The following is a 19496-nucleotide window of genomic DNA, read 5'->3' as shown; positions in this document are numbered from 1 at the left end:
GCGGCGCCGGGTGCAAGATCAACATCAGTCGAGGACATTATGCCAACGCCTGCACAACGCCTGTTAATCATCGATGATGACGAAATGTTCTGCCATGTGCTCAGCCGCGCGCTGAGCCGGCGCGGCTTTGAGGTCAGCGTCGCCCATGACGCCGATCAGGCGCTGGCGCTGGCCGTTGAGCTTAAACCCACCATGGCCACGCTGGACCTCAAGCTGGAGCACAGCTCGGGGTTGAAGCTGCTGCCCGATTTGCTCGCCGCGGTGCCCCAATGCCGCGTTGTGGTGCTCACCGGCTACTCAAGCATCGCCACGGCGGTTGAAGCGATCAAGCTGGGCGCGGCCAACTATCTGTGCAAGCCGGCCGACGCCGACGACGTGCTGGGAGCCTTCGAGCACCAGCAGGGTGATCCCGATACCGAAGTCGCTGACAACCCACCCTCGGTCAACCGCATTACCTGGGAGCACATCCAGAAGGTGCTGCAGGAACACGACGGCAATATTTCCGCCACCGCCCGAGCGCTGGGCATGCACCGGCGCACGCTGCAGCGCAAGCTGCAAAAGCGCCCGGTACGGCGCTAGGCGTCGTCTACTGCGGGCTGCATCAGCCGTGCCATCAGCTGCTGCGCCAGCCGTGTGGCTTCCTGCATGCTGCCAAGCTCGCTTAAATCATCCAGCACACGCCGCTGATACCACGCCTGCTGACCAAACGCATGACGCTCCAGCCGGTAGTCACCAGAAGGCAGCGCCAGCACGTGCTCATTGGCTGCCGGTGTTTCAGCAGCATGGTTCACCGCGCCATTCTCAAGGGGCAACGCCACCAGCCACAGCGCGCAGGGCGTGATCAGCGCGCCGGCCAGCATCGCTACGCCGCCCTCGTCGCTCAGGCGCTGAAAACACAGCGCATCCACCCCCAGATGCGGGTTGTAGCAGGCCAACTGCTTGAGCGCGACCAGGTGTTCGTCGCGATACGCCCGCGCCATATCGGCCAACATGGCGTATTCTTCGCCGCTCGGCGTTGCTGCGTGCATCCAGACGTCTCCCGTGACAGTGGGTTAAGCGTGTTTTGAAACGATTCGGGGCCACATGATAACGCGGCTTAATCGCCTGTGTAGCAGAGTTCTATTGGAGGCTGGAGCGCGACTGCGTCACAATAGGCACAAAATAGTTCGAATCCAATACAGGAGTCATGAGCATGTTTGTGGTTATCTATGGGCGCTTATCCTGCCCGTTCTGCGTACGCGCCAAAATGCTGGCCGAACAGCTCGAAAAAAGCGGCCAGATCGACGGCGTGCGCTACGTTGATATGCCGTCTGAAGGCATCACCAAAGCCGATATTGCCAAACTCGCCGGCAAGCCTATACAGACGGTGCCCCAGGTGTTTGTGGATCAGCAACATATCGGCGGTTTTACCGAATTTGATCAGTTCGTCAGCCGCCACCCTGCGCTAAGTGCCTGACACGGCGTCTCGCGCCCTTCATGCATCTCCTGTTATATTCTTCCTGCTATCGGGGCAGCGTCCTCGCTTCAACGCTGCCATCGGGCCGCTTGACGACAGGATAAATTGCTGCAGGGTAAACGAGTATGCCAATTGCTATCGGGCTGGTCAGCATCCTGCTGCTGGCCTGCAACACGCTGTTCTGGGCGCTGCCGTTAATCGGGCTCACACTGGTCAAAATCCTTGCGCCTCGCACGCTTCAGCCGGCGGTACTCAAGGGCCTTAACGCCATTGCCCTCAACTGGATCGGCTTTAACCTCTGGTGGATGCGCCATTGGCTCAAGCCCTCGCTCAGCGCCTCAGTGCCCGACGGACTAAGCCCGGACAAATGGTGGCTGGTGATATCCAACCACCGCAGCTGGACCGATATTTTCATGCTGCTGATGGTGCTGCACCGCCGGGTGCCCATGCCGCGCTTTTTTCTCAAGACCCAGCTGATCTGGATTCCCGTGGTGGGACTGGCCTTCTGGGCGCTTGAGTTCCCGTTCATGCGCCGTTACAGCCGCGAGCAAATGGCGCAGAACCCCAAACTGGCCGAGACCGACCGCCGCGCCACCGAGCGCATGTGTCAGCGCGCCCGTCACCAGCCCATTGCCATCTTTAATTTTCTCGAAGGCACGCGCTTTGCCCCGGCCAAGCGCGAGGCGCAGCAACGCCACGATCCACACGGCGCGTATCGCCACCTGCTGAAACCCAAGGCCGGCGGCGTGGCCCAGGTACTCAGCTTGCTCGGTGATCGGCTTGACGGCATTGTGGATGTCACTATCAGCTATGCCGATCCCGCGCCCAGCTTCTGGCGGTTTTTATGCGGTCAGGAAGCCCCGGTCACGCTAACCGCACGCAAACTCGACATACCCGCCTGGATGCACAGCGCACCCAACCACGCCGACCCGCAGCACAAGGAACGCTTCCACTTATGGATCAATGCACTCTGGCAGGAAAAGGATCGCCAGCTGGACGCACAGCTTGGCGGCGCTACCGGACGCTAGGCGTCACCATGCTACTGCTCTGCCTGTTGGCGGGCTGTGCCACTGACTCAACAAACGCAACGCCTGCCAAGACCGCCAGCTCGACCAGCCTTGGCGGGCACTGGGTGAGCATCCAGCGCGGCGATACGCTGGGCGTACTGGCCAAACGTGCCGGCGTGCCATTGGTGCGCCTGAAGCGCTTCAACCCCGGCGTGCGCGCACGCAAGCTGGAGGTCGGCCAGCGCATTCTGGTGCCGACCCGCCGCGAACGCGCGCCGTCGGGCGGGCCTTACCGCTATCAGATACGCCCGGGTGATACCTACACCGGTGTTGCACGGCATTTTGGCGCAAGGGCCAGCCGCCTTCAGGCTGCCAACCCCGGTGCATCGCCAAGCGCGCTGCGCGTCGGCCAGCTGATCAAGGTACCTCTGGCAGGTGCTTCAAGTGCCAGCAAGAGCCCAACGCGGCAGGCCACGTCGTCATCCACCCGGACGTCGCCCGCCAACACGTCAGCGCTGCCCTCTTCGGCCGGCAGCTGGCCGTGGCCGCTGGATGATTACCGCGTAGTGCGCCGCTACGGCAAGGATGACCGCGACCGCCTGCAGCCCATGCTACTGGCCGCCCAGCAAGGCGACGAAGCTCAGGCCGTCGCCCCCGGTGAAGTCAGCTTTGCCGACACCATGCGCCAGCTGGGCCAGGTGGTCATTGTCCACCACGACAACAACCTGCAAAGCGTTTATGCGCTGTGCGACAAGGTCAGCGTCAGCACGGGACAGCAGGTAAAAGCCGGCGATGCGCTGTGCCGCATCGCGCAAAACGAAGACAGCGGGCGCTTTGTTCTGCTGTTTGACCTGCGCCGTAACGGCAAGCCCATTGATCCTGACCGGCTGCTGAATTAACCCCGCTCATATAGCGCTCTAAAAGGCTGTTTAACGCGGTTAAAATAATGCGCTCACAAAAATACGCCCCGCACGGGAATTCCGTGCGGGGCGATAGGTTGTACCAGTCTATTGGCCGACTCAGCGCGACGCTTTTAGTTAACTAGCCACAGCGCGTTTAACCACGAAAGTGCCCCGGTGCGACAAACGGCATTTTCGTTACGATCATGGCGCGTTTTTTACCCCGCACCAACGCAAACACCTGAGACTCCGGCGGCTCAAACTCGCGCTCGACGTAGCCCATGGCCACCGGCTTGCCCACGATGGGGCCAAAACCGCCGGAGGTTACCACGCCAATTTCTTTATCCGCGTCGTCCACCAGCACAGCGCCTTCGCGTACCGGCGCCTTGCCTTCGCCCAGCAGCCCGACCCGCTTGCGCGTGTGATCCCTGGCATCGATCTGATGCAAAATCACATCCGCGCCGGGAAAGCCGCCCGGGCGCTCACCGCCGTGGCGCCGCGGCTTGCTAACGGCCCAGATCAGACCGGCTTCCACCGGCGTGGTCTCGGCGCTCATGTCGTGGCCGTACAGGCACAGGCCGGCTTCCAGACGCAACGAGTCGCGCGCACCCAGGCCGATGGCCTCTACTTCCGGCTCGGCCAGCAGGCGCCGGGCGATGGCCTCGGTGGCCTCGGCACGCATGGAGAGCTCGAATCCGTCTTCGCCGGTATAGCCGCAGCGGCTGATCCACACGTCTTCACCCTCCAACTCAAAGCGGGCGTGCTGCATGAACACCAGTTCGCAGGCCGCCGGACACAGCCGCGCCATGACATCTTTGGCCTCGGGGCCCTGCAGCGCCAGCAGGCCGCGGTCCAGATATTCAATCTCGTGAGTCTCACCCAGATTGGCGCGCAGGTGCGCCAAGTCCTGATCCTTGCACGCCGCGTTGACCACCAGATAAAAATGATCGCCGGCGTTGACCATCATCAGGTCGTCAAGAATCCCGCCCTCGTTGCTAGTGAAGATGCCGTAGCGCTGGCCGCCAGTCTTGAGATCGACAAGGTTCGCGGGAATCAGCGTTTCCAGCGCCTCGGCCACGTTATCGCCGGAGATGTTGATCTGCCCCATGTGCGAGACGTCAAACAGCCCACAGTGGGCGCGAGTATGCTCATGCTCTTTCTTGACGCCCAAGGGATACTGAACGGGCATTTCATAGCCGGCAAAGGGCACCATTTTTGCCCCCAGCTCGCAGTGCAGGTCAAAAAGCGGCGTATGTTTGGGTTCGGTCATGCAGCGTTCCTCATCTGGCACGTTCATGCGTGAATTGGCATGCGTATCGTTTCATACGTCTGGTTTCATACATATTGTTTCATACTTGGCAACAAAAACCGGGAAGCCACCCTTGGGTGCCTTCCCGGCTGTAAAGGCGCGTTCAGCATAACATTGCCACGCGCCGTCGTGCTGGTGGCCCGCGACTGGCCAGAGCAGACTTACGACTTATCGTGATCCAGCTCTTCTCCCGGACGAATATCTTCGCCGTTGAAGTAGGCTTTGGCCAGCTTGAACACTACCGGCGACAACAGCGCCAGTGCGATCAGGTTGGGAATCGCCATCAACGCGTTGAAGGTATCCGCCATCAGCCAGATGAAGCCCAGATTGGCCATGGCGCCCAGCGGAATCGCCAGCACGAACGCCACGCGGTACAGCGGAATCGAACGCGCACCGAACAGGAACTGGCAGCACTTCTCGCCGTAAAACGACCAGCCCAGAATCGTGGTAAAGGCAAAGATGGCCAGCGCCACGGAGACGATTTCGTTACCAAAGCCCGGCAGCGCCGAATCAAACGACATCGCGGTCAGCGAGGCGCCGGCTTCACCGGTTTCCCATACCGATGCCGTCAGGATGACCAGCGCGGTGATGGTACACACTACAATGGTATCGATGAACGTGCCCAGCATCGCAATCAGGCCCTGACGCACGGGGTTTTTGGTCTTGGCCGCCGCGTGAGCGATTGGCGCACTACCCAGACCCGCTTCGTTGGAGAACACGCCGCGTGCCACACCAAAGCGTACCGCCGCCATCACTGCCGCGCCGGCAAAGCCGCCCAACGCCGCGTGCGGGTTAAAGGCGTAGTAGAAAATCATGCCCAGCGTATCGATCAGCTGATCGGCATTGATCACCAGCACGATGAGGCCGCCGATGATGTAGGCAATGCCCATGACCGGTACCAGCTTGCCCGCCACCTTGGCGATACGCTTGATACCACCGAGAATCACCGCGCCGGAAAGCACCATGATGACGATACCGGTCAGCCATGCGGGAACGCCGAAAGTGGAGTCCATGGCATCGGCGACCGAGTTGGACTGCACCGTGTTACCGATACCAAACGCCGCAACCGCACCGAAGAAGGCAAACGCGCCGCCCAGCCACAGCCACTTTCTGCCCAGACCGTTCTTGATGTAGAACATCGGCCCGCCAACGTGATAGCCGGTGCTGTCAGTTTCACGGTAGCGCACCGCCAACACCGCTTCGGCAAATTTGGTGGCCATGCCCACCAGCGCGGTAATCCACATCCAGAAGACCGCCCCCGGCCCCCCCAGGGCAATCGCGGTGGCTACACCGGCGATGTTACCCGTGCCGATGGTCGCTGAAAGCGAGGTCATCAGCGCGTTGAACGGTGAAATCTCGCCGTCATCGTCGGTTTTTGCCTGCCCTTTGGGCGTTTTCGCGTCACGCCCTTCCCATAGCAGTTTAAAGCCGGTGCCGAGCTTCCTGATGGGCATTGCTTTCAAGCCTGCCTGCAGGTAAAGGCCCACGCCCAACAGCAGGATCAGCATCAAGGGGCCCCACACGACCCCGTTTATCGCCTGAAAGACGCTGCTTAGTGTTTCCATTGTTATTCTCCTTAATGCCCTTTGGCGCTATGTCGCATTAGAATTGTAAGCGGGCAACTTGCGTTGGATGCTGGCAGCCCAATACCACCGGCGCGCATTTATTCTGGTTGTCTGCGCGGATGTTGTCACGCACGGATTTCAACGTTTAACCGCTTGAATACGCAGCTTATTCGACTTATGTAGTATATATTTATGCGCAACAGCGACTACAGCAGTAAAAAATACTGCGCATGCACCATCACGGGCAATACGCTAAAGCAACTCGGGCCAGACGCCTAGAGCCAACAAGCAATTTGTTTCCCTTGGCAAACGCGGTAACATGGCGCCACTTTATCTTCTTATGAGGGAGCGTCTCGCGCGTTGCACGCGCGTGTAGAAACGTGCCTCCTCACCCGCTGACGACAGGAAAGCAGAATGAGCCAAGTTCCCGCGAATCGCCACTACGCTGAAAGCCACGAATGGGTCCTCGACAACGGCGACGGCACCGTTACCGTTGGCATCTCCGATCACGCTCAGGAAGCACTGGGCGACGTCGTGTTTGTCGAGCTGCCGGACGTCGGCCAGACGCTGGCCAAGGGCGACGAGTTCGGCGTTATCGAGTCGGTAAAAGCCGCCTCTGACCTGTACGCGCCGATCAGCGGCGAAATTGTTGAAATCAACGAAACGCTGGAAGATTCGCCGGAAAACGTCAACGAAGCGCCCTACGAAGACGGCTGGATCATGAAAGTCCGTCTGGACGGCGCCGTTGAAGGGCTGCTGGACGCCGATGCCTATAAGGCCACTATCGACGCCGACGCATAACCTCCGCTGCCGTCTGCCTGCCTGCGGGCAGGCATTTTTCGCGCGCCCGCCCGGCTTTTCTTTTCGTCTGGAATACCCCTTATGTCCGAGTTTTCTTTAAAGCAGCCCTCTCTAAAGCGCTCACAGGCCACGCCTCGCCTGGCTGAGCTGGCCGATCACGATGCGTTTATCCAGCGTCATAACGGCCCCGGCACTGACGACGTCAACGCCATGCTGAACGCGCTGGATATGCCGAGTATGGCCACGCTGATCGACAAGACGGTGCCTAGCGATATTCGCCTGGCCCGTGAGCTGGACGTAGAAGAGCCGCGCAGCGAAGCCGAAGCGCTGGAGTATCTCGCCGGGCTGGCCCGCCAGAACCGCGTCGCGCGCAACTTTATCGGCCAGGGCTACTACGGCACGCACATGCCCGCCGTGATTCAGCGCAACGTGCTGGAAAATCCCGGCTGGTATACCGCCTACACCCCGTATCAGCCGGAAATCTCCCAGGGCCGGCTGGAAGGCCTGCTGAATTTCCAGCAGATGGTGATGGACCTGACCGGCATGGAACTGGCCAACGCCTCGCTACTGGACGAAGCCACCGCCGCCGCCGAAGCCATGGCGCTGTGCAAGCGGGCCAACAAGAAGAACAAGTCCAACGCGTTTTTTGTCGCCGACGACGTCTTCCCGCAGACGCTCGACGTGCTCAAGACCCGTGCCGAGTTCTTTGGCTTTGAGCTGATCATCGCGCCGGCCGAAGCCATCGCCGAGCACGACGTCTTCGGCGCGCTGCTGCAATACCCCGGCAACGGCGGCGAAGTACGCGATCTCAAGCCGCTGCTGAGCGCCGCCGCCGAGCGCGGCACCATGACCAGCGTCGCTACTGATCTACTCAGCCTGGTGCTGCTGAAAGAGCCCGGCGCACTGGGTGCCGACATCGTCGTGGGCAACTCCCAGCGCTTTGGCGTGCCCATGGGCTTTGGCGGCCCACACGCGGCGTTTTTTGCCACTACCGACAAGCTCAAGCGCTCGATTCCCGGGCGTATCATCGGCGTCTCCAAAGACAGCCGTGGCCAGACCGCGCTGCGCATGGCAATGCAGACCCGCGAACAGCATATCCGCCGCGAGAAGGCCACCTCGAACATCTGCACCGCGCAGGCGCTGCTGGCCAACATCGCCGGGTTTTATGCCGTTTACCACGGTGCTGACGGGCTGCGGAAAATCGCCCGGCGCGTGCATCGCCTGACCACGATTCTAGCGCGCGGGCTCACGCAAGCCGGCGTCACGCTTGCCCACGACAGCTTCTTTGACACCCTGCGCCTGACCGGCGTCGATACCGGCAGCATTCACGGCCGGGCGATGAACGCCGACGCCAATCTGCGTCACTTTCTCAATGACGCTAAAGGTGACAACGGCGATATCGGCATCAGTCTGGACGAAACCAGCACCGCCCAGGACGTCACCCTGCTGTGGGATATTCTGCTGGGCGACGAGCACGGCCTGTCAGTCGCCGCGCTGGACGACACCATCGCCGCCAGCGACGACAGCGGCATTCCCGCCGCGTGCCAGCGCGAAAGCGATTTTCTGACTCACCCGACGTTTACCCGCTATCGCAGCGAAACCGAAATGCTGCGCTACCTGAAGCGTCTGGAGAACAAGGATTTATCGCTGACCCACGCGATGATTCCGCTGGGCTCTTGCACCATGAAGCTCAACGCCACCAGCGAGATGATTCCCGTGTCGTGGCCGGCGTTTTCGAATCTGCATCCGTTCGCCCCGCGTGATCAGGTCACCGGCTACCAGCAGATGATTGACGAGTTGGCCGCGTTTCTGGTGGAAATCACCGGCTACGACCATATTTCCATGCAGCCCAACTCGGGCGCCCAGGGCGAATACGCCGGCCTGCTGGCCATCCGCCGCTACCAGGCCGCTCAGGGTCAAGCGCACCGCGACGTCTGCCTGATTCCCAGCTCCGCCCACGGCACCAACCCTGCGTCCGCGGCGATGCTGGGCATGAAGGTGGTGGTCACCGAGTGCGACGTCGACGGCAACGTCGATCTGGACGACCTCACCGCCAAGGCCGAGCAGTACAGCGAACGTCTGGCCGCGGTGATGATCACCTACCCCTCCACCCACGGCGTGTTTGAAACCCACGTCCGCGCGGTGTGCGACGTCATCCACCTCCACGGCGGGCAAGTCTACGTCGATGGCGCCAACATGAATGCCCAGGTCGGCCTCTCGCGCCCCGGCGACTTCGGCGGCGACGTCTCGCACTTGAACCTGCACAAGACGTTCTGCATTCCCCACGGCGGCGGCGGTCCGGGCATGGGCCCCATCGGCGTCAAAGCCCATCTGGCACCTTTTGTTGCCAACCACTGCGTAACGCCCATCGACGGCGTTGAGCCCTCCAGCACCGCCGTCGCGGCGGCCGCGTTTGGCAGCGCCTCGATCCTGCCGATCTCGTGGGCATACATCAAAATGATGGGCGCGCGCGGCCTGCGCGAAGCCACCGAGCTTGCCATTCTCAACGCCAACTACATCGCCAAGCGGCTGGAAGACCACTTCCCGATCCTGTATCGCGGCGCCAACGGCACCGTGGCGCACGAGTGCATCATCGACGTGCGCCCGCTGAAAAGCGCCTCGGGGATCAGCGAAGAAGACGTCGCCAAGCGCCTGATGGACTACGGTTTCCACGCGCCGACCATGTCGTTCCCGGTACCGGGCACGCTGATGATCGAGCCCACCGAGTCCGAATCGCGCTACGAGATCGACCGCTTCTGCGACGCGATGATTGCCATCCGCGACGAAATCGGCCGGGTAGAAAACGGCGAATGGCCGCTAGAGAACAACCCGTTGGTCAACGCGCCGCACACCATGGCCGACGTGGCCGACGCCGAGTGGGCACACCCCTACTCCCGCGAACTTGCCGCCTTCCCCACCGAGGCGGTCAAGGCAGGCAAATACTGGCCGGCCGTCAACCGGGTCGATAACGTCTCTGGCGACCGCCAGCTGATTTGCTCCTGCCCGAGCATCGATGAGTATCGCGACTAAACCCGCAACGCTCAACGAAAGCTGAACCCAAACGCCCCGCCGGCACTGAGCAACAGGCCGCGGGGCGTTTTTTTGTCATTCATGCCGACTCGGGTCAGCTCAGCCGCTGCTCCTTGAAGCCTTCCAGCAGTTTCGCGTAACGCCTGGGCATCGCTGCACCGCGCCGATGCACCAGATATAAAAGCTCATCCACCGAACGCTCAAGGCTCAGCTCCTTGACCTGGCGCTGCCAGGGCGACGTTTCCAGCACCAGCCGCGATACCACGGTAAACCCCAGCCCCCGCGCGACGGCGTCCAGCACCATGCTGACTTCGTTGGTAAAGCCCTGATGACGAAAATGCACCATCGAGCGAAACGCCTCGGGGTAGTTTTCGCGCAGTAGCGTGGTGGCCTGACTGATGCCATCGTAATAGTTGATAAAACCGATACCCATCAGGTCAGACAGCGTGCTTCCGGCAAAATCCGCGGGCACCACCAGGCACAGCGGCTCTTTATGCCACAGCGTGCAGGTCAGATCCGGGCTTTTCACCGCGTCGGTGACGATCCCCACGTCGTAGCGGCCGCTGATCAGGTCCCCCACGATTTCGTGATTAAAGGCAAAGCTGTAGTTGACCGTCAGGTTGGGATGCATCTGCTGCTGGCCGAGAATATACGGGTAGAGCATCAGCCCCACGCTGCCCGGCGAGGCAATGCGGCACTCACCGCTATCCAGCGAGTCGTCGTCCAGCCCGTGGCGAAACTGCTCGTGCTCGGCAAATAGTTTGAGCGCATAGTCGTAAGTGCGCCGCCCCTGTTCGGTGAGCGTAAAACGCCGCCCATGGCGTTCCAGCAACGGCTTGCCGAGGTAGGCTTCCAACTTGCGGATATGCTGGCTGACGCCCGGCTGGGTCATCTCCAGCCGCTGAGCCGTGCGAGTAAAACTGCCCGTTTCCACCAGCATGATATAGGTGCGGAAATAGTGCGCGTTAAACATGGCGATAAAAACAGTGCTGGAAACCAAAACAGTGCTGGAAACTGTGGTGAGGCATGATCAAAGCCGTCCTGCGTTGCCCATTAAATGCCGGCCATGTTAGCACACTGCCGGCAGCGCCCGGCGTGCGCTGTATCACTCCGGGGAGCATGGTAATATAGGCCACAAACCTTAACGTCAGGACTCAATGCCAGGATGGACAGCCCCACGATGAGCGACACCGTCACAAAACGCCCGACGCTTTCCAGCATCATTTCGCCGGAAGGCAGCCTTGAAGTGCTCTCGCAACACGAGGTGAATCGGCTCAAGCGCACCTCGAAGACGGGGTTGCACGATTTACTCCGCCGCTGCTCGCTGGCCGTGCTTAACAGCGGCATGCCCACCGATGACAGCCTGGCGCTGCTGGAAGCCTACAAGGATTTCGATATCGAAGTGCTGCAGCAGGATCGCGGCATTCGCCTCAAGCTGACCAACGCCCCGGCCGAAGCCTTTGTTGACGGGCGCATGATTCGCGGCATCCGCGAGCATCTCTCGGCGGTGATCCGCGATATCGTCTACGTGTATAACGAAATCCAGCAGCACAACCGCTTTGACCTTGCCACCGCGGAAGGTACTACCAACGCGGTGTTTCATATTCTGCGCAAGGCCGGCACGCTCAAGCCCAGCCGCGACCCCAGCCTGGTGGTGTGCTGGGGCGGGCACTCGATCTCGCGCGAAGAGTACGAATATACCAAGGACGTTGGCTATCAGCTGGGCCTGCGCGACCTCGACATCTGCACCGGCTGCGGCCCCGGTGCAATGAAAGGCCCGATGAAAGGCGCCAATCTCGCCCACGCCAAGCAGCGCCGCAGCGACAGCCGCTACCTGGGGATTTCCGAGCCCGGCATCATCGCCGCCGAGTCGCCCAATCCCATCGTCAACGAACTGGTGGTCATGCCGGATATCGAAAAGCGCCTGGAGGCCTTCGTGCGCCTCGGCCACGGTATTATCGTGTTTCCCGGTGGCGTCGGCACGGCGGAAGAGATCCTTTACCTGCTGGGCATCCTGCTGCATCCGGAAAACGCCGACATGCCCTACCCGCTGATTCTGACCGGGCCGGCCAGCTCTGCGGATTACTTCAACAAGATCGACGAATTTCTGGTGTACACCCTGGGCGAGGGTATTCGCCGCTACTACACCATCATCACCGGCAACCCGGCCGACGTAGCTCGCAACATGCGCCAGGGCATCGATGACATCACCGAGTTTCGCCGCACCCATCAGGACGCCTTCTACTATAACTGGCGCCTGACCGTCGCGCGGGACTTCCAGGCGCCCTTCGAGCCCAGCCACGCTGCCATGCAAAGCCTCAAGCTGCATCGCCAGCAGCCCACCCACGAGCTTGCGGCCAACTTGCGCCGGGCGTTTTCGGGCATCGTCGCGGGTAACGTCAAGGAAGACGGCATTCGCGCCATTGCTGCCCACGGTCCGTTCGAACTCAGCGCCGAACCCGCGCTGATGCAAAAGCTCGACGCCCTGCTCACCTCGTTTGTCGCCCAGGGGCGCATGAAGCTCGACGGCCAGCCCTACACACCCTGTTATGTTCTTAAATAGCGTGTTCTGGAATAACGTGCCCTTGAATAACATGTTTTTAAATAACGGCGCTTGAATAGCAGTACTTGAATACAGCCGGTGCGAGCGAGTATCGGCCCTTGGCAACAATAACCGGCGGGTCAAACTCGCCAGATGGTCTTTAGCGGCCAGTCAGCTAAAGTAACAACAAGAGGTGTCACGACAAGACGACACAACGGGGCACAAGGACGAAACGCCGCTCGCCGGCAGGAGGAGTACAACATGCCTAATCTGATACAGATGGATTACCCCAGCGTGTGGGACGATCTGCTGAAAGAATCACAGCGCTGGGTGAGTGAGGAATATCCCGCGCTGGACAGCCAGCAGGCCGCTGAAAAAGCGCTCGGTGACTGTTTCCCGCGGTTTCTGCTCGCGTGTTTTGGCCAGGAAGTTCGCCAGACCCGCGCCGCGCCCTGGACACCGCTTGCCGGTCGCCGGGTACTGGAGCTGCTGGTAATGGAGAAGTACAACTGGACGCCCGACACCGCCCGAGCGCTAAGCGACACCGATATGATACTCGCGCTGCACAAGGAGCTAAGTCGCTTCAAGCTGCCCGACGAAGCCCTGGACGCCTGCCGTCTCGACATCACCACCGCCGGGCTGGAAGGCTTTATCGAGCACGGCCAGTCGCAGTTTTTTAAAGACGACGCTGATGATGTCGTGTGACCTGCGGAAACTCGCCCCCTATTGCGACTGCAGGAAGTTTCACATTGAACTTGACCGATTTGGGATAAGACCTCTCACGTCGTGCATGTAGAAATCCTGATCGTCGGTGCGGGTACACACAGCCCACGGCAGCCATGGTACCAGCGAGACTGTCAACGGCCTCACCCGTCAGTCTCTGCCGAGCCGAAAGGAACCAACCTGCCATCCAATGGGCGTGTTTCACCCAGAAACGGCATCCGCCATTATTTCGTTATAGCTAAATTGGAGGTAAGCGTAAAAACATGGTAAGTGGTTATTCAAAATTAATCGCGTTATTAGCTCGGTAACCTCCGAGTAGGCGATGGACCTCATCGCAGAGACGGTCGAACGAACGGTAGGCGGTCAAGGGCAGCCAAGTGTACTTCATCTGCCGCCACAGAATTTCGATCAGGTTCAGCTCCGGCGAGTAGGCAGACAGGTAGATCAGATACACTCGATGCGACATCCACTCCACTATCTTGTGCCTGAAAGCCTTGGAGCGATGCATGCTAGCATTGTCGAGCACCACCACGGCGAAGGCGTCTGGGTCTTTCTGGGCCACAAACTGGTCAAATGCCTCGATGACGGTCTCCGTCGTAACCGACTCGGTGGTGGTGTGGTAAACCAGCTTCCCTGTTCGGCTAAGGAACCCCAGCACGTTCAGCCTTCGGCTATATGAGTAGGCGGTCACCTCCCAGGGTTTGCCGATGGGACTCCATGCATACGGCACCGATGAAGATTGCGAAAAGCCCGATTCATCAAAGTAATAGAGCTCGTGCTCGCCCTGATCTTCCCGCTTTTGCAGCGCCTTCAAGAGGCCCTGGGTATTACGGAAATCCGTTTCGTCACGTCGCGCCTTTAGTGAGTGCCGAATGCGCTTGAAGCTATGGTGATTTTTTTTTCAACACCCGGCGAAGGGTCACCGTGCTGACCGTCTTTCCGGTCTCTTCTTGCAGGCGAGCCTGCAAGGAGCGAATCTGATGAGGCTGCTCGGCGACCAGCTCCTTCAGTCGCTGGTGGTCGTGCTCATCCAGGATAGGCGGCCGGCCACTGCGCGGCTTGTCGATGATCCCGTCGCGACCCGACACTTCCCACTGCTTGAGCCACCGTGATACGGCATCGCGTCGAACTTGCAGTATCTCACTGATTTGGTTGATCGTATGGCCTTGATCACTCAGCAGAATGGCATGAGCGCGCCTGCGTAGGACTCGCTTCTCACCGTGGTGATAAGCCGAGGTCAGCGTCTGCTGTTCAGATTCAGTGAGAGGGGCAACGAAGCGGCGCTTTACCATGGGTGCATCCGTGTCAGCGATCGAAACATCGATGTTACACGAAAACTTAAGGTCAGGCACTTATCAGCGTTACCGCAAGGGCCAAAAAGTGCCGCGCCGCCGCAGCTATCCAGCGTCAGTGTGTCCATACTGCCTCCCGTTGCTTATAGCCTTGAAGCAGAGTAACAGGCTAATGCGACACACGGCGTCGCAAGATGCCGATATGATGAGCCATACACCAGATCAAGAGACGTCTATGGAATGGGGATAACGGATGCGGGAGTCGGCCAGAGCAAATGGCCTGAGTTATTGACTCAACGGGTGGCTAATCACATGGGATCCGACACCTACTTAGAGATGCAGAAAAACCAAAAAGCTCTGATGATACAAAGTACCAAGATACCGGGATGAAGCGCATCACCCCGGCATTTTGCTTTTTTTTCTAGCCTATTATTCTTCTATTTTCCGCATTTTAGCATATTCATTTTTTGCCCATTTCCTTGGATCAATACCCCAAATATACTTAAACCCCTTTATAAATAAAGCCAGAAAAATGAGGGGCATCACAAGCGTCTTCAAAAGAAATGCGGCCATCAGCTTTACCATCGTGGGAATAATATCCCTGACTGTTGTCACAATACGCTCCCACTTCGCCATATCCCTGAAACTGGCTATTTTGTTCCTCATGCTGGTCATCCAGCCTTCGTCAACATTTTTCCCGGCCAGTATATCGCTGGTTTTCTGAACATCATGATCAATGGTGTTACGCTGATCCTCAAGATTCTCCAGACGTTCCTGTACTTCTTCTACCTCCGACTGCGCTACTTCAAACGTATCTATTGCATCGGCATACTCTTCTTCTCTTGAGAAAACGTTGAGTTTCTCAACTGTTCCCATTTTATCCTTCATAGCGTTAACTTGATCTTCGATGAGACTAATATTTTCTTTTGAACCTGCTAACAGCTTCTCGCTTTTTTGTATATCCTGATCGACTTTTGTACGCTGTTCCTTAAGCTCATTACGCATTTCAATCAAGCCCTGTCTTTTATCCTGATCAAGCTCACCTCCTGACCTGGCATCTTGTGAAACCTCATGACTAGCTTCCTTAATTTCTTGCATTTTTGGTTCTATATTTTTTTCCACGAATGCCTGATCCACTAGGCCATTCATCATAACAACCATAACAATAAGAAAACGAATCATGGCAAAAAATGCAAAACAACGTAAGCGATCCACGAACTCCATCTTTTGCTGTTGAATAACGTCGATCAGACTGGTGCCATCCAATAGCAAGGAGGACACCATGAATGAGCTGACATCGACACAGGCCTACTGGCTGGGCCATCTGTTTCATGCGTCATCCCGGCAGCAGCCGCTAAGTGAATACGCCACCCAGCAACAACTTGACCTGGCCTCACTACTCGCCTGGGAGAAGCGGATCATTGTGCAGGGGATATCGGTGCCACCGCGCCATCGGCCAGCGCGCTTTGTCGCCGTGGAGGTGATGCAATGATCCGGCCGGATACTGGACTGCGAGTCTATCTGTGCCGCGAGCCGGTCGACATGCGCAAGCAGATCGATGGCCTGGCCTTGCTCGTCCAGGAGGCCATGGAGCTCAACCCCTTCGACAAGGCAGTGTTCGTGTTCGGCAACCGCAAGCGCGACAAGGTGAAGCTGCTGTTCTGGGAGTGCAACGGGTTCGTGGTCTGGTACAAGCGCCTGGAGCGCGAGCGCTTCAAGTGGCCCGACCGACTGAAGGGCGATACTGTCACGCTCTCGGGCCAGGAACTCAACTGGCTTCTCGATGGCTACGACCTCAGCGCCATGCAGCCGCATAAGGCACTTGATTTTCAATCAGTTGGGTAGTGATTTCGCTCCCATTGCGAGGCGGGATTTGATAAAATATCCGCATGATGTCTACCGCTTCCCACACCGCTAATACGGTCGGCCAGCTGCAGCGCAAGCTGGCCACTTCTGAGGCAGAAAATGAGCGCCTGTTGGCCTTGATGGCCAAGAAGGAAGCGGCGTGGGAGGCCACCAAGGCCACGTTATTCGAGAAATTCCGGCTGGCTATCGAGCGCCAGTTTGGTCCCTCCACCGAAAAGTATCGTGTCGAGCAAGGCGATCTCCTCATCAACGAAGCCGAAGCGGCCGTGGATGAAGACAATGCCGTTGCTACCGACGAGCTGGCCGCTGACGAGTCGGCTCCCGAGGCTCTCCCGCCAGCCAGGCGCCGCACCCATGGTGGTCGCGTGGCCTTGCCGTCAACGCTTCCGCGTGTCGAGGTCGTTCATGAGCTGGACGCGGCAGAGCGTCACTGCGCCGACGATGGTAACGCGCTCAAGGTCATCGGCGAAGACGTCAGCGAAGAGCTGCACGTGGTCCCGGCACGGGTCGAGGTCATCCGCCATGTGCGGCACAAGTACGCCTGCCCGCGCTGCGAAAACGGGGTACAGGTGGCCCGGCTGCCGGCCAAACTCCTGCCCAAGAGCAATGCCAGCGCCACGTTGCTCGCCTATGTGGCCACCGCCAAGTACCAGGATGCCTTACCGCTTTATCGGCAGAGCCAGATCTTTGCCCGCCACGGTGCCGAGATTCCGCGCAACACTCTGGCGCGTTGGATGGTTCAGGCCGGTGAGCGGCTGACGCCTCTGATCGAAGCGCTGCGCCGGCAGCTGTTGCAGGCGCCGCTGATCCACATGGACGAGACCACGCTGCAGGTCAACGTTGAGGCTGACCGGCCGGCGAGCGCCACGTCTTACATGTGGCTCCAACGTGGTGGACCACCGGGCCAGCAGGTGGTGCTGTTCGACTATGACGCCAGCCGCGCGGGTCGGGTGCCCGTGCGCCTGCTGGGTGACTACGCCGGTCGCCTGGTCACCGATGGCTACGAAGGCTACGCCGAAGTGGTGCGCCGCAATGGCCTCACCCACGCCGGCTGCTGGGCGCATGCGCGACGCAAGTTCGTCGACGCCCAAAAGGTGCAGCCCAAAGGCAAGACCGGCAAGGCCGGCTGGGCGCTCAACCAGATCCGCAAGCTCTACGCGGTGGAAACACAGGCCAGGACGCTGGAACCTGATGCGCGCCAAACGCTGCGCGACCAGAAGAGCCGACCGCTGATCGCCCAGTTACGCACCTGGCTCGACAAGTCGCTGACCCAGGTCCTGCCCAAGAGTGCGCTGGGCAAAGCCTTGCACTACCTGGCTGGCCAGTGGAATCGCCTGACGCGCTTCCTCGATGACGGCCTGATCCCGCTGGACAATAACCCGGCTGAAAATGCCATCCGCCCCTTCGTGGTGGGCCGCAAAAACTGGCTGTTCAGTCATACACCCAGCGGTGCCCAGGCCAGTGCGGCGATCTACAGCCTGATCGAGACGGCCAAGGCCAACGGCTTATCGCCCTACGACTACCTGCAATTCGTGTTCGAGACGTTGCCGACGCTTGGCGAAGATGACGATGTCGACGCGCTACTACCCTGGTGCTGGGAAGAAACCCTACCAGCCTGATTCGGGACGGGACAGGTGGGGTTCATGGCGCGCTTACAAGCCCCTAACCTCAGGAGCCATACGCATGAGCCACTCCATCTCTCCGCTAATCGACTTTTATCGCGGCGAAGCGCCCGATCACCAAGAGCGCACTATTGACGACATCTGGCAGCTTGATGCCTTTTGGCTGGAACACATCCACGACTACATTCAGTGGCTGTTTCCCATTCCCGAAGCGAGCCGCTTCAATACCTTTGCGCCGCTGCTTACCGACGGCATCTGCGAGGCATTTGCCGAAGACACCGCGCTACGTGAACGCCAGCGCCATTCGCTGGACGTGATGCTCAGGTTTTACGGCCTGACCCGCGAAGGCCAAGCGGTTGTTGCGCTGCCGGAACTCGATATTGCCACCCACATCTGGCTAAAAGCTGGCGGGCACAACCACCTACGTATTTCGCGCATCATACGCAGCCTGCATCTGTGCCATCAGCCGGAGTTTGCGGCATCGTTTCAGCAGGCGGTTATTTCGCTGGGAACAACACAGGGCATCGTATCTGCTCAGTCAGTAGCCTACTGGCGTAATGCCAATCGCCATTGAGGCCCCGCGCTCGCTACCGATTTACCTCTGGACCTCGAGAACCACAATTTGAAAAGCACGGTTGGCGACGGGCTGATGGTCACGGTTAAGATACGGCTCCAGCTTCTCAGAGCAGACAACATTGATACCAATATGACCCAAATCTATTTCATCAAGCGCGGTATTGATCCGCTCAACCAGGCGATCAGTGGTATCCCGCTCAGAAGGGCAGCTACGCGTCAGCACCAGATAGTTGGTCTGCAAACTATGGCGGTCGGCATAGGCGCAAACCTTGGCCAAACGGCGAATATCGCTGATCAGTCCGCGCATAGTATCGCCACGCTTAAACTCCAGAATATGCGCCGTTGTCCCCTTCTTGCTTGTTTGCAACACCAGGTCGAAGCGGCCATCAGGACGCAGATCGGAATCTTGAAGTAGCTTTTCCACCTCCTCAGCCGGCATATCAGAAGCCTCAAAGGTGCGCTTCACCTGTGCTTCAAGCCGATAATGAAAATTACGAAAATGCGCGGCAAAATAATCAGCCACACGCACCGCCATAAAGAACTCGGGCATGCGGTTCAAAGATGAGCGGGACAGCTGCTGTGCATCAGCATGAGCCGCCAATAGTGCGCTCATAATAGCGTTTATTCGATTATTGGGTGAAGATTTCATCACTTTCCTGATTTTTTATTAGCTATCGAAACCCGGATGATTAGCGGACCAGCCAATCGCCCAAGTCTTTCAGTTTACTGCTCATTTTCACTTAGCAGCATACGCCTATCAGACCTCGTCCTATTAATAACATCGTTATGCGACAGTAAATGTCGCATA

At 59.1% G+C, this 19496-nt stretch carries 19 protein-coding genes; 12 read left to right on the top strand and 7 right to left on the bottom strand.

Annotated elements, in window-relative coordinates; genetic code table 11:
* Positions 1-39 precede the first annotated feature (39 nt).
* The gene (locus tag B5495_RS01375; protein WP_079550665.1) at positions 40-579 is read left to right on the top strand and encodes a response regulator transcription factor; all 540 of its coding nucleotides are present in this window, start codon (positions 40-42) and stop codon (positions 577-579) included.
* Here the strand turns inward: B5495_RS01375 and hybE are convergent.
* A complete protein-coding gene (gene hybE, locus B5495_RS01370) occupies positions 576-1028 on the bottom strand; it encodes a [NiFe]-hydrogenase assembly chaperone HybE (RefSeq protein ID WP_079550662.1) in 453 nt (150 codons plus the stop codon). The genes B5495_RS01375 and hybE overlap by 4 nt on opposite strands.
* Positions 1029-1192: 164 nt before the next feature.
* On the opposite strand from hybE, the gene B5495_RS01365 reads away from it, so the two are divergent.
* The 3 genes from B5495_RS01365 (at position 1193) to B5495_RS01355 (ending at position 3362) form a co-directional block, all read left to right on the top strand.
* A complete protein-coding gene (locus B5495_RS01365) occupies positions 1193-1456 on the top strand; it encodes a GrxA family glutaredoxin (protein ID WP_079550660.1) in 264 nt (87 codons plus the stop codon).
* A 125-nt stretch (positions 1457-1581) separates the two neighbouring features.
* The gene (locus tag B5495_RS01360; protein WP_079550658.1) at positions 1582-2484 is read left to right on the top strand and encodes an acyltransferase; all 903 of its coding nucleotides are present in this window, start codon (positions 1582-1584) and stop codon (positions 2482-2484) included.
* Positions 2485-2492: 8 nt separating this feature from the next.
* Positions 2493-3362: a LysM peptidoglycan-binding domain-containing protein gene (locus tag B5495_RS01355; RefSeq protein WP_154045175.1), complete on the top strand. Its 870-nt coding sequence runs from the start codon at positions 2493-2495 to the stop codon at positions 3360-3362.
* 157 nt (positions 3363-3519) lie between these two features.
* Here the strand turns inward: B5495_RS01355 and gcvT are convergent, their stop codons facing one another.
* The gene (gcvT, locus tag B5495_RS01350; RefSeq protein WP_079550655.1) at positions 3520-4632 is read right to left on the bottom strand and encodes a glycine cleavage system aminomethyltransferase GcvT; all 1113 of its coding nucleotides are present in this window, start codon (positions 4630-4632) and stop codon (positions 3520-3522) included.
* A 200-nt stretch (positions 4633-4832) separates the two neighbouring features.
* Positions 4833-6236 (bottom strand): alanine/glycine:cation symporter family protein, encoded by a 1404-nt coding sequence (locus B5495_RS01345; protein ID WP_079550653.1) that lies wholly within the window; start codon positions 6234-6236, stop codon positions 4833-4835.
* Positions 6237-6650: 414 nt separating this feature from the next.
* Here B5495_RS01345 and gcvH point away from each other — a divergent pair, with 414 nt between their 5' ends.
* Both gcvH and gcvP read left to right on the top strand, forming a co-directional pair.
* Positions 6651-7037 (top strand): glycine cleavage system protein GcvH, encoded by a 387-nt coding sequence (gene gcvH / locus B5495_RS01340; RefSeq protein ID WP_079550650.1) that lies wholly within the window; start codon positions 6651-6653, stop codon positions 7035-7037.
* Between the two features lie 81 nt (positions 7038-7118).
* Entirely contained in the window at positions 7119-10067 is a 2949-nt protein-coding gene (gcvP, locus tag B5495_RS01335; protein ID WP_079550648.1) for an aminomethyl-transferring glycine dehydrogenase, read from the top strand.
* A 94-nt stretch (positions 10068-10161) separates the two neighbouring features.
* On the opposite strand, the gene B5495_RS01330 is transcribed toward gcvP, so the two are convergent.
* Positions 10162-11040 (bottom strand): LysR family transcriptional regulator, encoded by an 879-nt coding sequence (locus B5495_RS01330; protein WP_079550647.1) that lies wholly within the window; start codon positions 11038-11040, stop codon positions 10162-10164.
* Positions 11041-11232: 192 nt separating this feature from the next.
* On the opposite strand from B5495_RS01330, the gene ppnN reads away from it, so the two are divergent.
* Positions 11233-12630, top strand: a complete 1398-nt coding sequence (gene ppnN, locus B5495_RS01325; protein WP_422822012.1) for a nucleotide 5'-monophosphate nucleosidase PpnN — start codon at positions 11233-11235, stop codon at positions 12628-12630.
* Positions 12631-12870: 240 nt separating this feature from the next.
* Entirely contained in the window at positions 12871-13314 is a 444-nt protein-coding gene (locus tag B5495_RS01320) for an ECs1072 family phage-associated protein (RefSeq protein WP_079550645.1), read from the top strand.
* 292 nt (positions 13315-13606) lie between these two features.
* Here the strand turns inward: B5495_RS01320 and B5495_RS01315 are convergent.
* Both B5495_RS01315 and B5495_RS01310 read right to left on the bottom strand, forming a co-directional pair.
* Positions 13607-14624, bottom strand: a protein-coding gene (locus B5495_RS01315; protein WP_154045171.1) for an IS630 family transposase whose coding sequence is annotated in 2 segments (ribosomal slippage) — positions 13607-14233 and positions 14235-14624 — 1017 coding nt in all. Because the reading frame shifts where the segments join, the coding sequence is not laid out codon by codon here.
* 429 nt (positions 14625-15053) lie between these two features.
* A complete protein-coding gene (locus tag B5495_RS01310; protein ID WP_154045169.1) occupies positions 15054-15839 on the bottom strand; it encodes a hypothetical protein in 786 nt (261 codons plus the stop codon).
* A gap of 67 nt (positions 15840-15906) precedes the next feature.
* On the opposite strand from B5495_RS01310, the gene B5495_RS01305 reads away from it, so the two are divergent.
* From B5495_RS01305 to B5495_RS01290, 4 genes are all read left to right on the top strand, one after another.
* Complete coding sequence (locus B5495_RS01305; RefSeq protein ID WP_079550641.1) at positions 15907-16116, top strand: hypothetical protein; 210 nt, start codon at positions 15907-15909, stop codon at positions 16114-16116.
* Entirely contained in the window at positions 16113-16469 is a 357-nt protein-coding gene (gene tnpB / locus B5495_RS01300) for an IS66 family insertion sequence element accessory protein TnpB (protein ID WP_079550639.1), read from the top strand. Before B5495_RS01305 ends, tnpB begins: the two co-directional genes overlap by 4 nt.
* Before the next feature lie 44 nt (positions 16470-16513).
* Positions 16514-18109 carry an IS66 family transposase gene (tnpC, locus tag B5495_RS01295; RefSeq protein WP_079550638.1) on the top strand — a complete coding sequence of 532 codons (1596 nt, stop codon included), beginning with the start codon at positions 16514-16516 and terminating at the stop codon, positions 18107-18109.
* Positions 18110-18173: 64 nt separating this feature from the next.
* A complete protein-coding gene (locus tag B5495_RS01290) occupies positions 18174-18686 on the top strand; it encodes an opioid growth factor receptor-related protein (protein WP_079550636.1) in 513 nt (170 codons plus the stop codon).
* A gap of 21 nt (positions 18687-18707) precedes the next feature.
* On the opposite strand, the gene B5495_RS01285 is transcribed toward B5495_RS01290, so the two are convergent.
* Positions 18708-19337, bottom strand: a complete 630-nt coding sequence (locus B5495_RS01285) for a hypothetical protein (protein WP_154045167.1) — start codon at positions 19335-19337, stop codon at positions 18708-18710.
* Between the last annotated feature and the right edge of the window lie 159 nt (positions 19338-19496).

It is taken from the genome of Vreelandella subglaciescola (assembly GCF_900142895.1).
GTDB classification, from domain to species: Bacteria; Pseudomonadota; Gammaproteobacteria; order Pseudomonadales; family Halomonadaceae; genus Vreelandella; species Vreelandella subglaciescola.
Note: the sequence above shows the minus strand (reverse complement) of the source record. Positions and strands in the feature narration are given on the sequence as shown.

Excerpts from the sequence above, each read along its gene's own strand:
- gcvT (WP_079550655.1), bottom strand. The coding sequence starts at position 4,632 with ATGACCGAACCCAAACATACGCCGCTTTTTGACCTGCACTGCGAGCTG.
- B5495_RS01345 (WP_079550653.1), bottom strand. The coding sequence starts at position 6,236 with ATGGAAACACTAAGCAGCGTCTTTCAGGCGATAAACGGGGTCGTGTGG.
- ppnN (WP_422822012.1), top strand. The coding sequence starts at position 11,233 with ATGGACAGCCCCACGATGAGCGACACCGTCACAAAACGCCCGACGCTT.
- tnpC (WP_079550638.1), top strand. The coding sequence starts at position 16,514 with ATGATGTCTACCGCTTCCCACACCGCTAATACGGTCGGCCAGCTGCAG.
- B5495_RS01320 (WP_079550645.1), top strand. The coding sequence starts at position 12,871 with ATGCCTAATCTGATACAGATGGATTACCCCAGCGTGTGGGACGATCTG.
- gcvH (WP_079550650.1), top strand. The coding sequence starts at position 6,651 with ATGAGCCAAGTTCCCGCGAATCGCCACTACGCTGAAAGCCACGAATGG.
- hybE (WP_079550662.1), bottom strand. The coding sequence starts at position 1,028 with ATGCACGCAGCAACGCCGAGCGGCGAAGAATACGCCATGTTGGCCGAT.
- B5495_RS01365 (WP_079550660.1), top strand. The coding sequence starts at position 1,193 with ATGTTTGTGGTTATCTATGGGCGCTTATCCTGCCCGTTCTGCGTACGC.
- tnpB (WP_079550639.1), top strand. The coding sequence starts at position 16,113 with ATGATCCGGCCGGATACTGGACTGCGAGTCTATCTGTGCCGCGAGCCG.
- B5495_RS01285 (WP_154045167.1), bottom strand. The coding sequence starts at position 19,337 with ATGAAATCTTCACCCAATAATCGAATAAACGCTATTATGAGCGCACTA.
- gcvP (WP_079550648.1), top strand. The coding sequence starts at position 7,119 with ATGTCCGAGTTTTCTTTAAAGCAGCCCTCTCTAAAGCGCTCACAGGCC.
- B5495_RS01360 (WP_079550658.1), top strand. The coding sequence starts at position 1,582 with ATGCCAATTGCTATCGGGCTGGTCAGCATCCTGCTGCTGGCCTGCAAC.
- B5495_RS01305 (WP_079550641.1), top strand. The coding sequence starts at position 15,907 with ATGAATGAGCTGACATCGACACAGGCCTACTGGCTGGGCCATCTGTTT.
- B5495_RS01375 (WP_079550665.1), top strand. The coding sequence starts at position 40 with ATGCCAACGCCTGCACAACGCCTGTTAATCATCGATGATGACGAAATG.
- B5495_RS01330 (WP_079550647.1), bottom strand. The coding sequence starts at position 11,040 with ATGTTTAACGCGCACTATTTCCGCACCTATATCATGCTGGTGGAAACG.
- B5495_RS01290 (WP_079550636.1), top strand. The coding sequence starts at position 18,174 with ATGAGCCACTCCATCTCTCCGCTAATCGACTTTTATCGCGGCGAAGCG.
- B5495_RS01355 (WP_154045175.1), top strand. The coding sequence starts at position 2,493 with ATGCTACTGCTCTGCCTGTTGGCGGGCTGTGCCACTGACTCAACAAAC.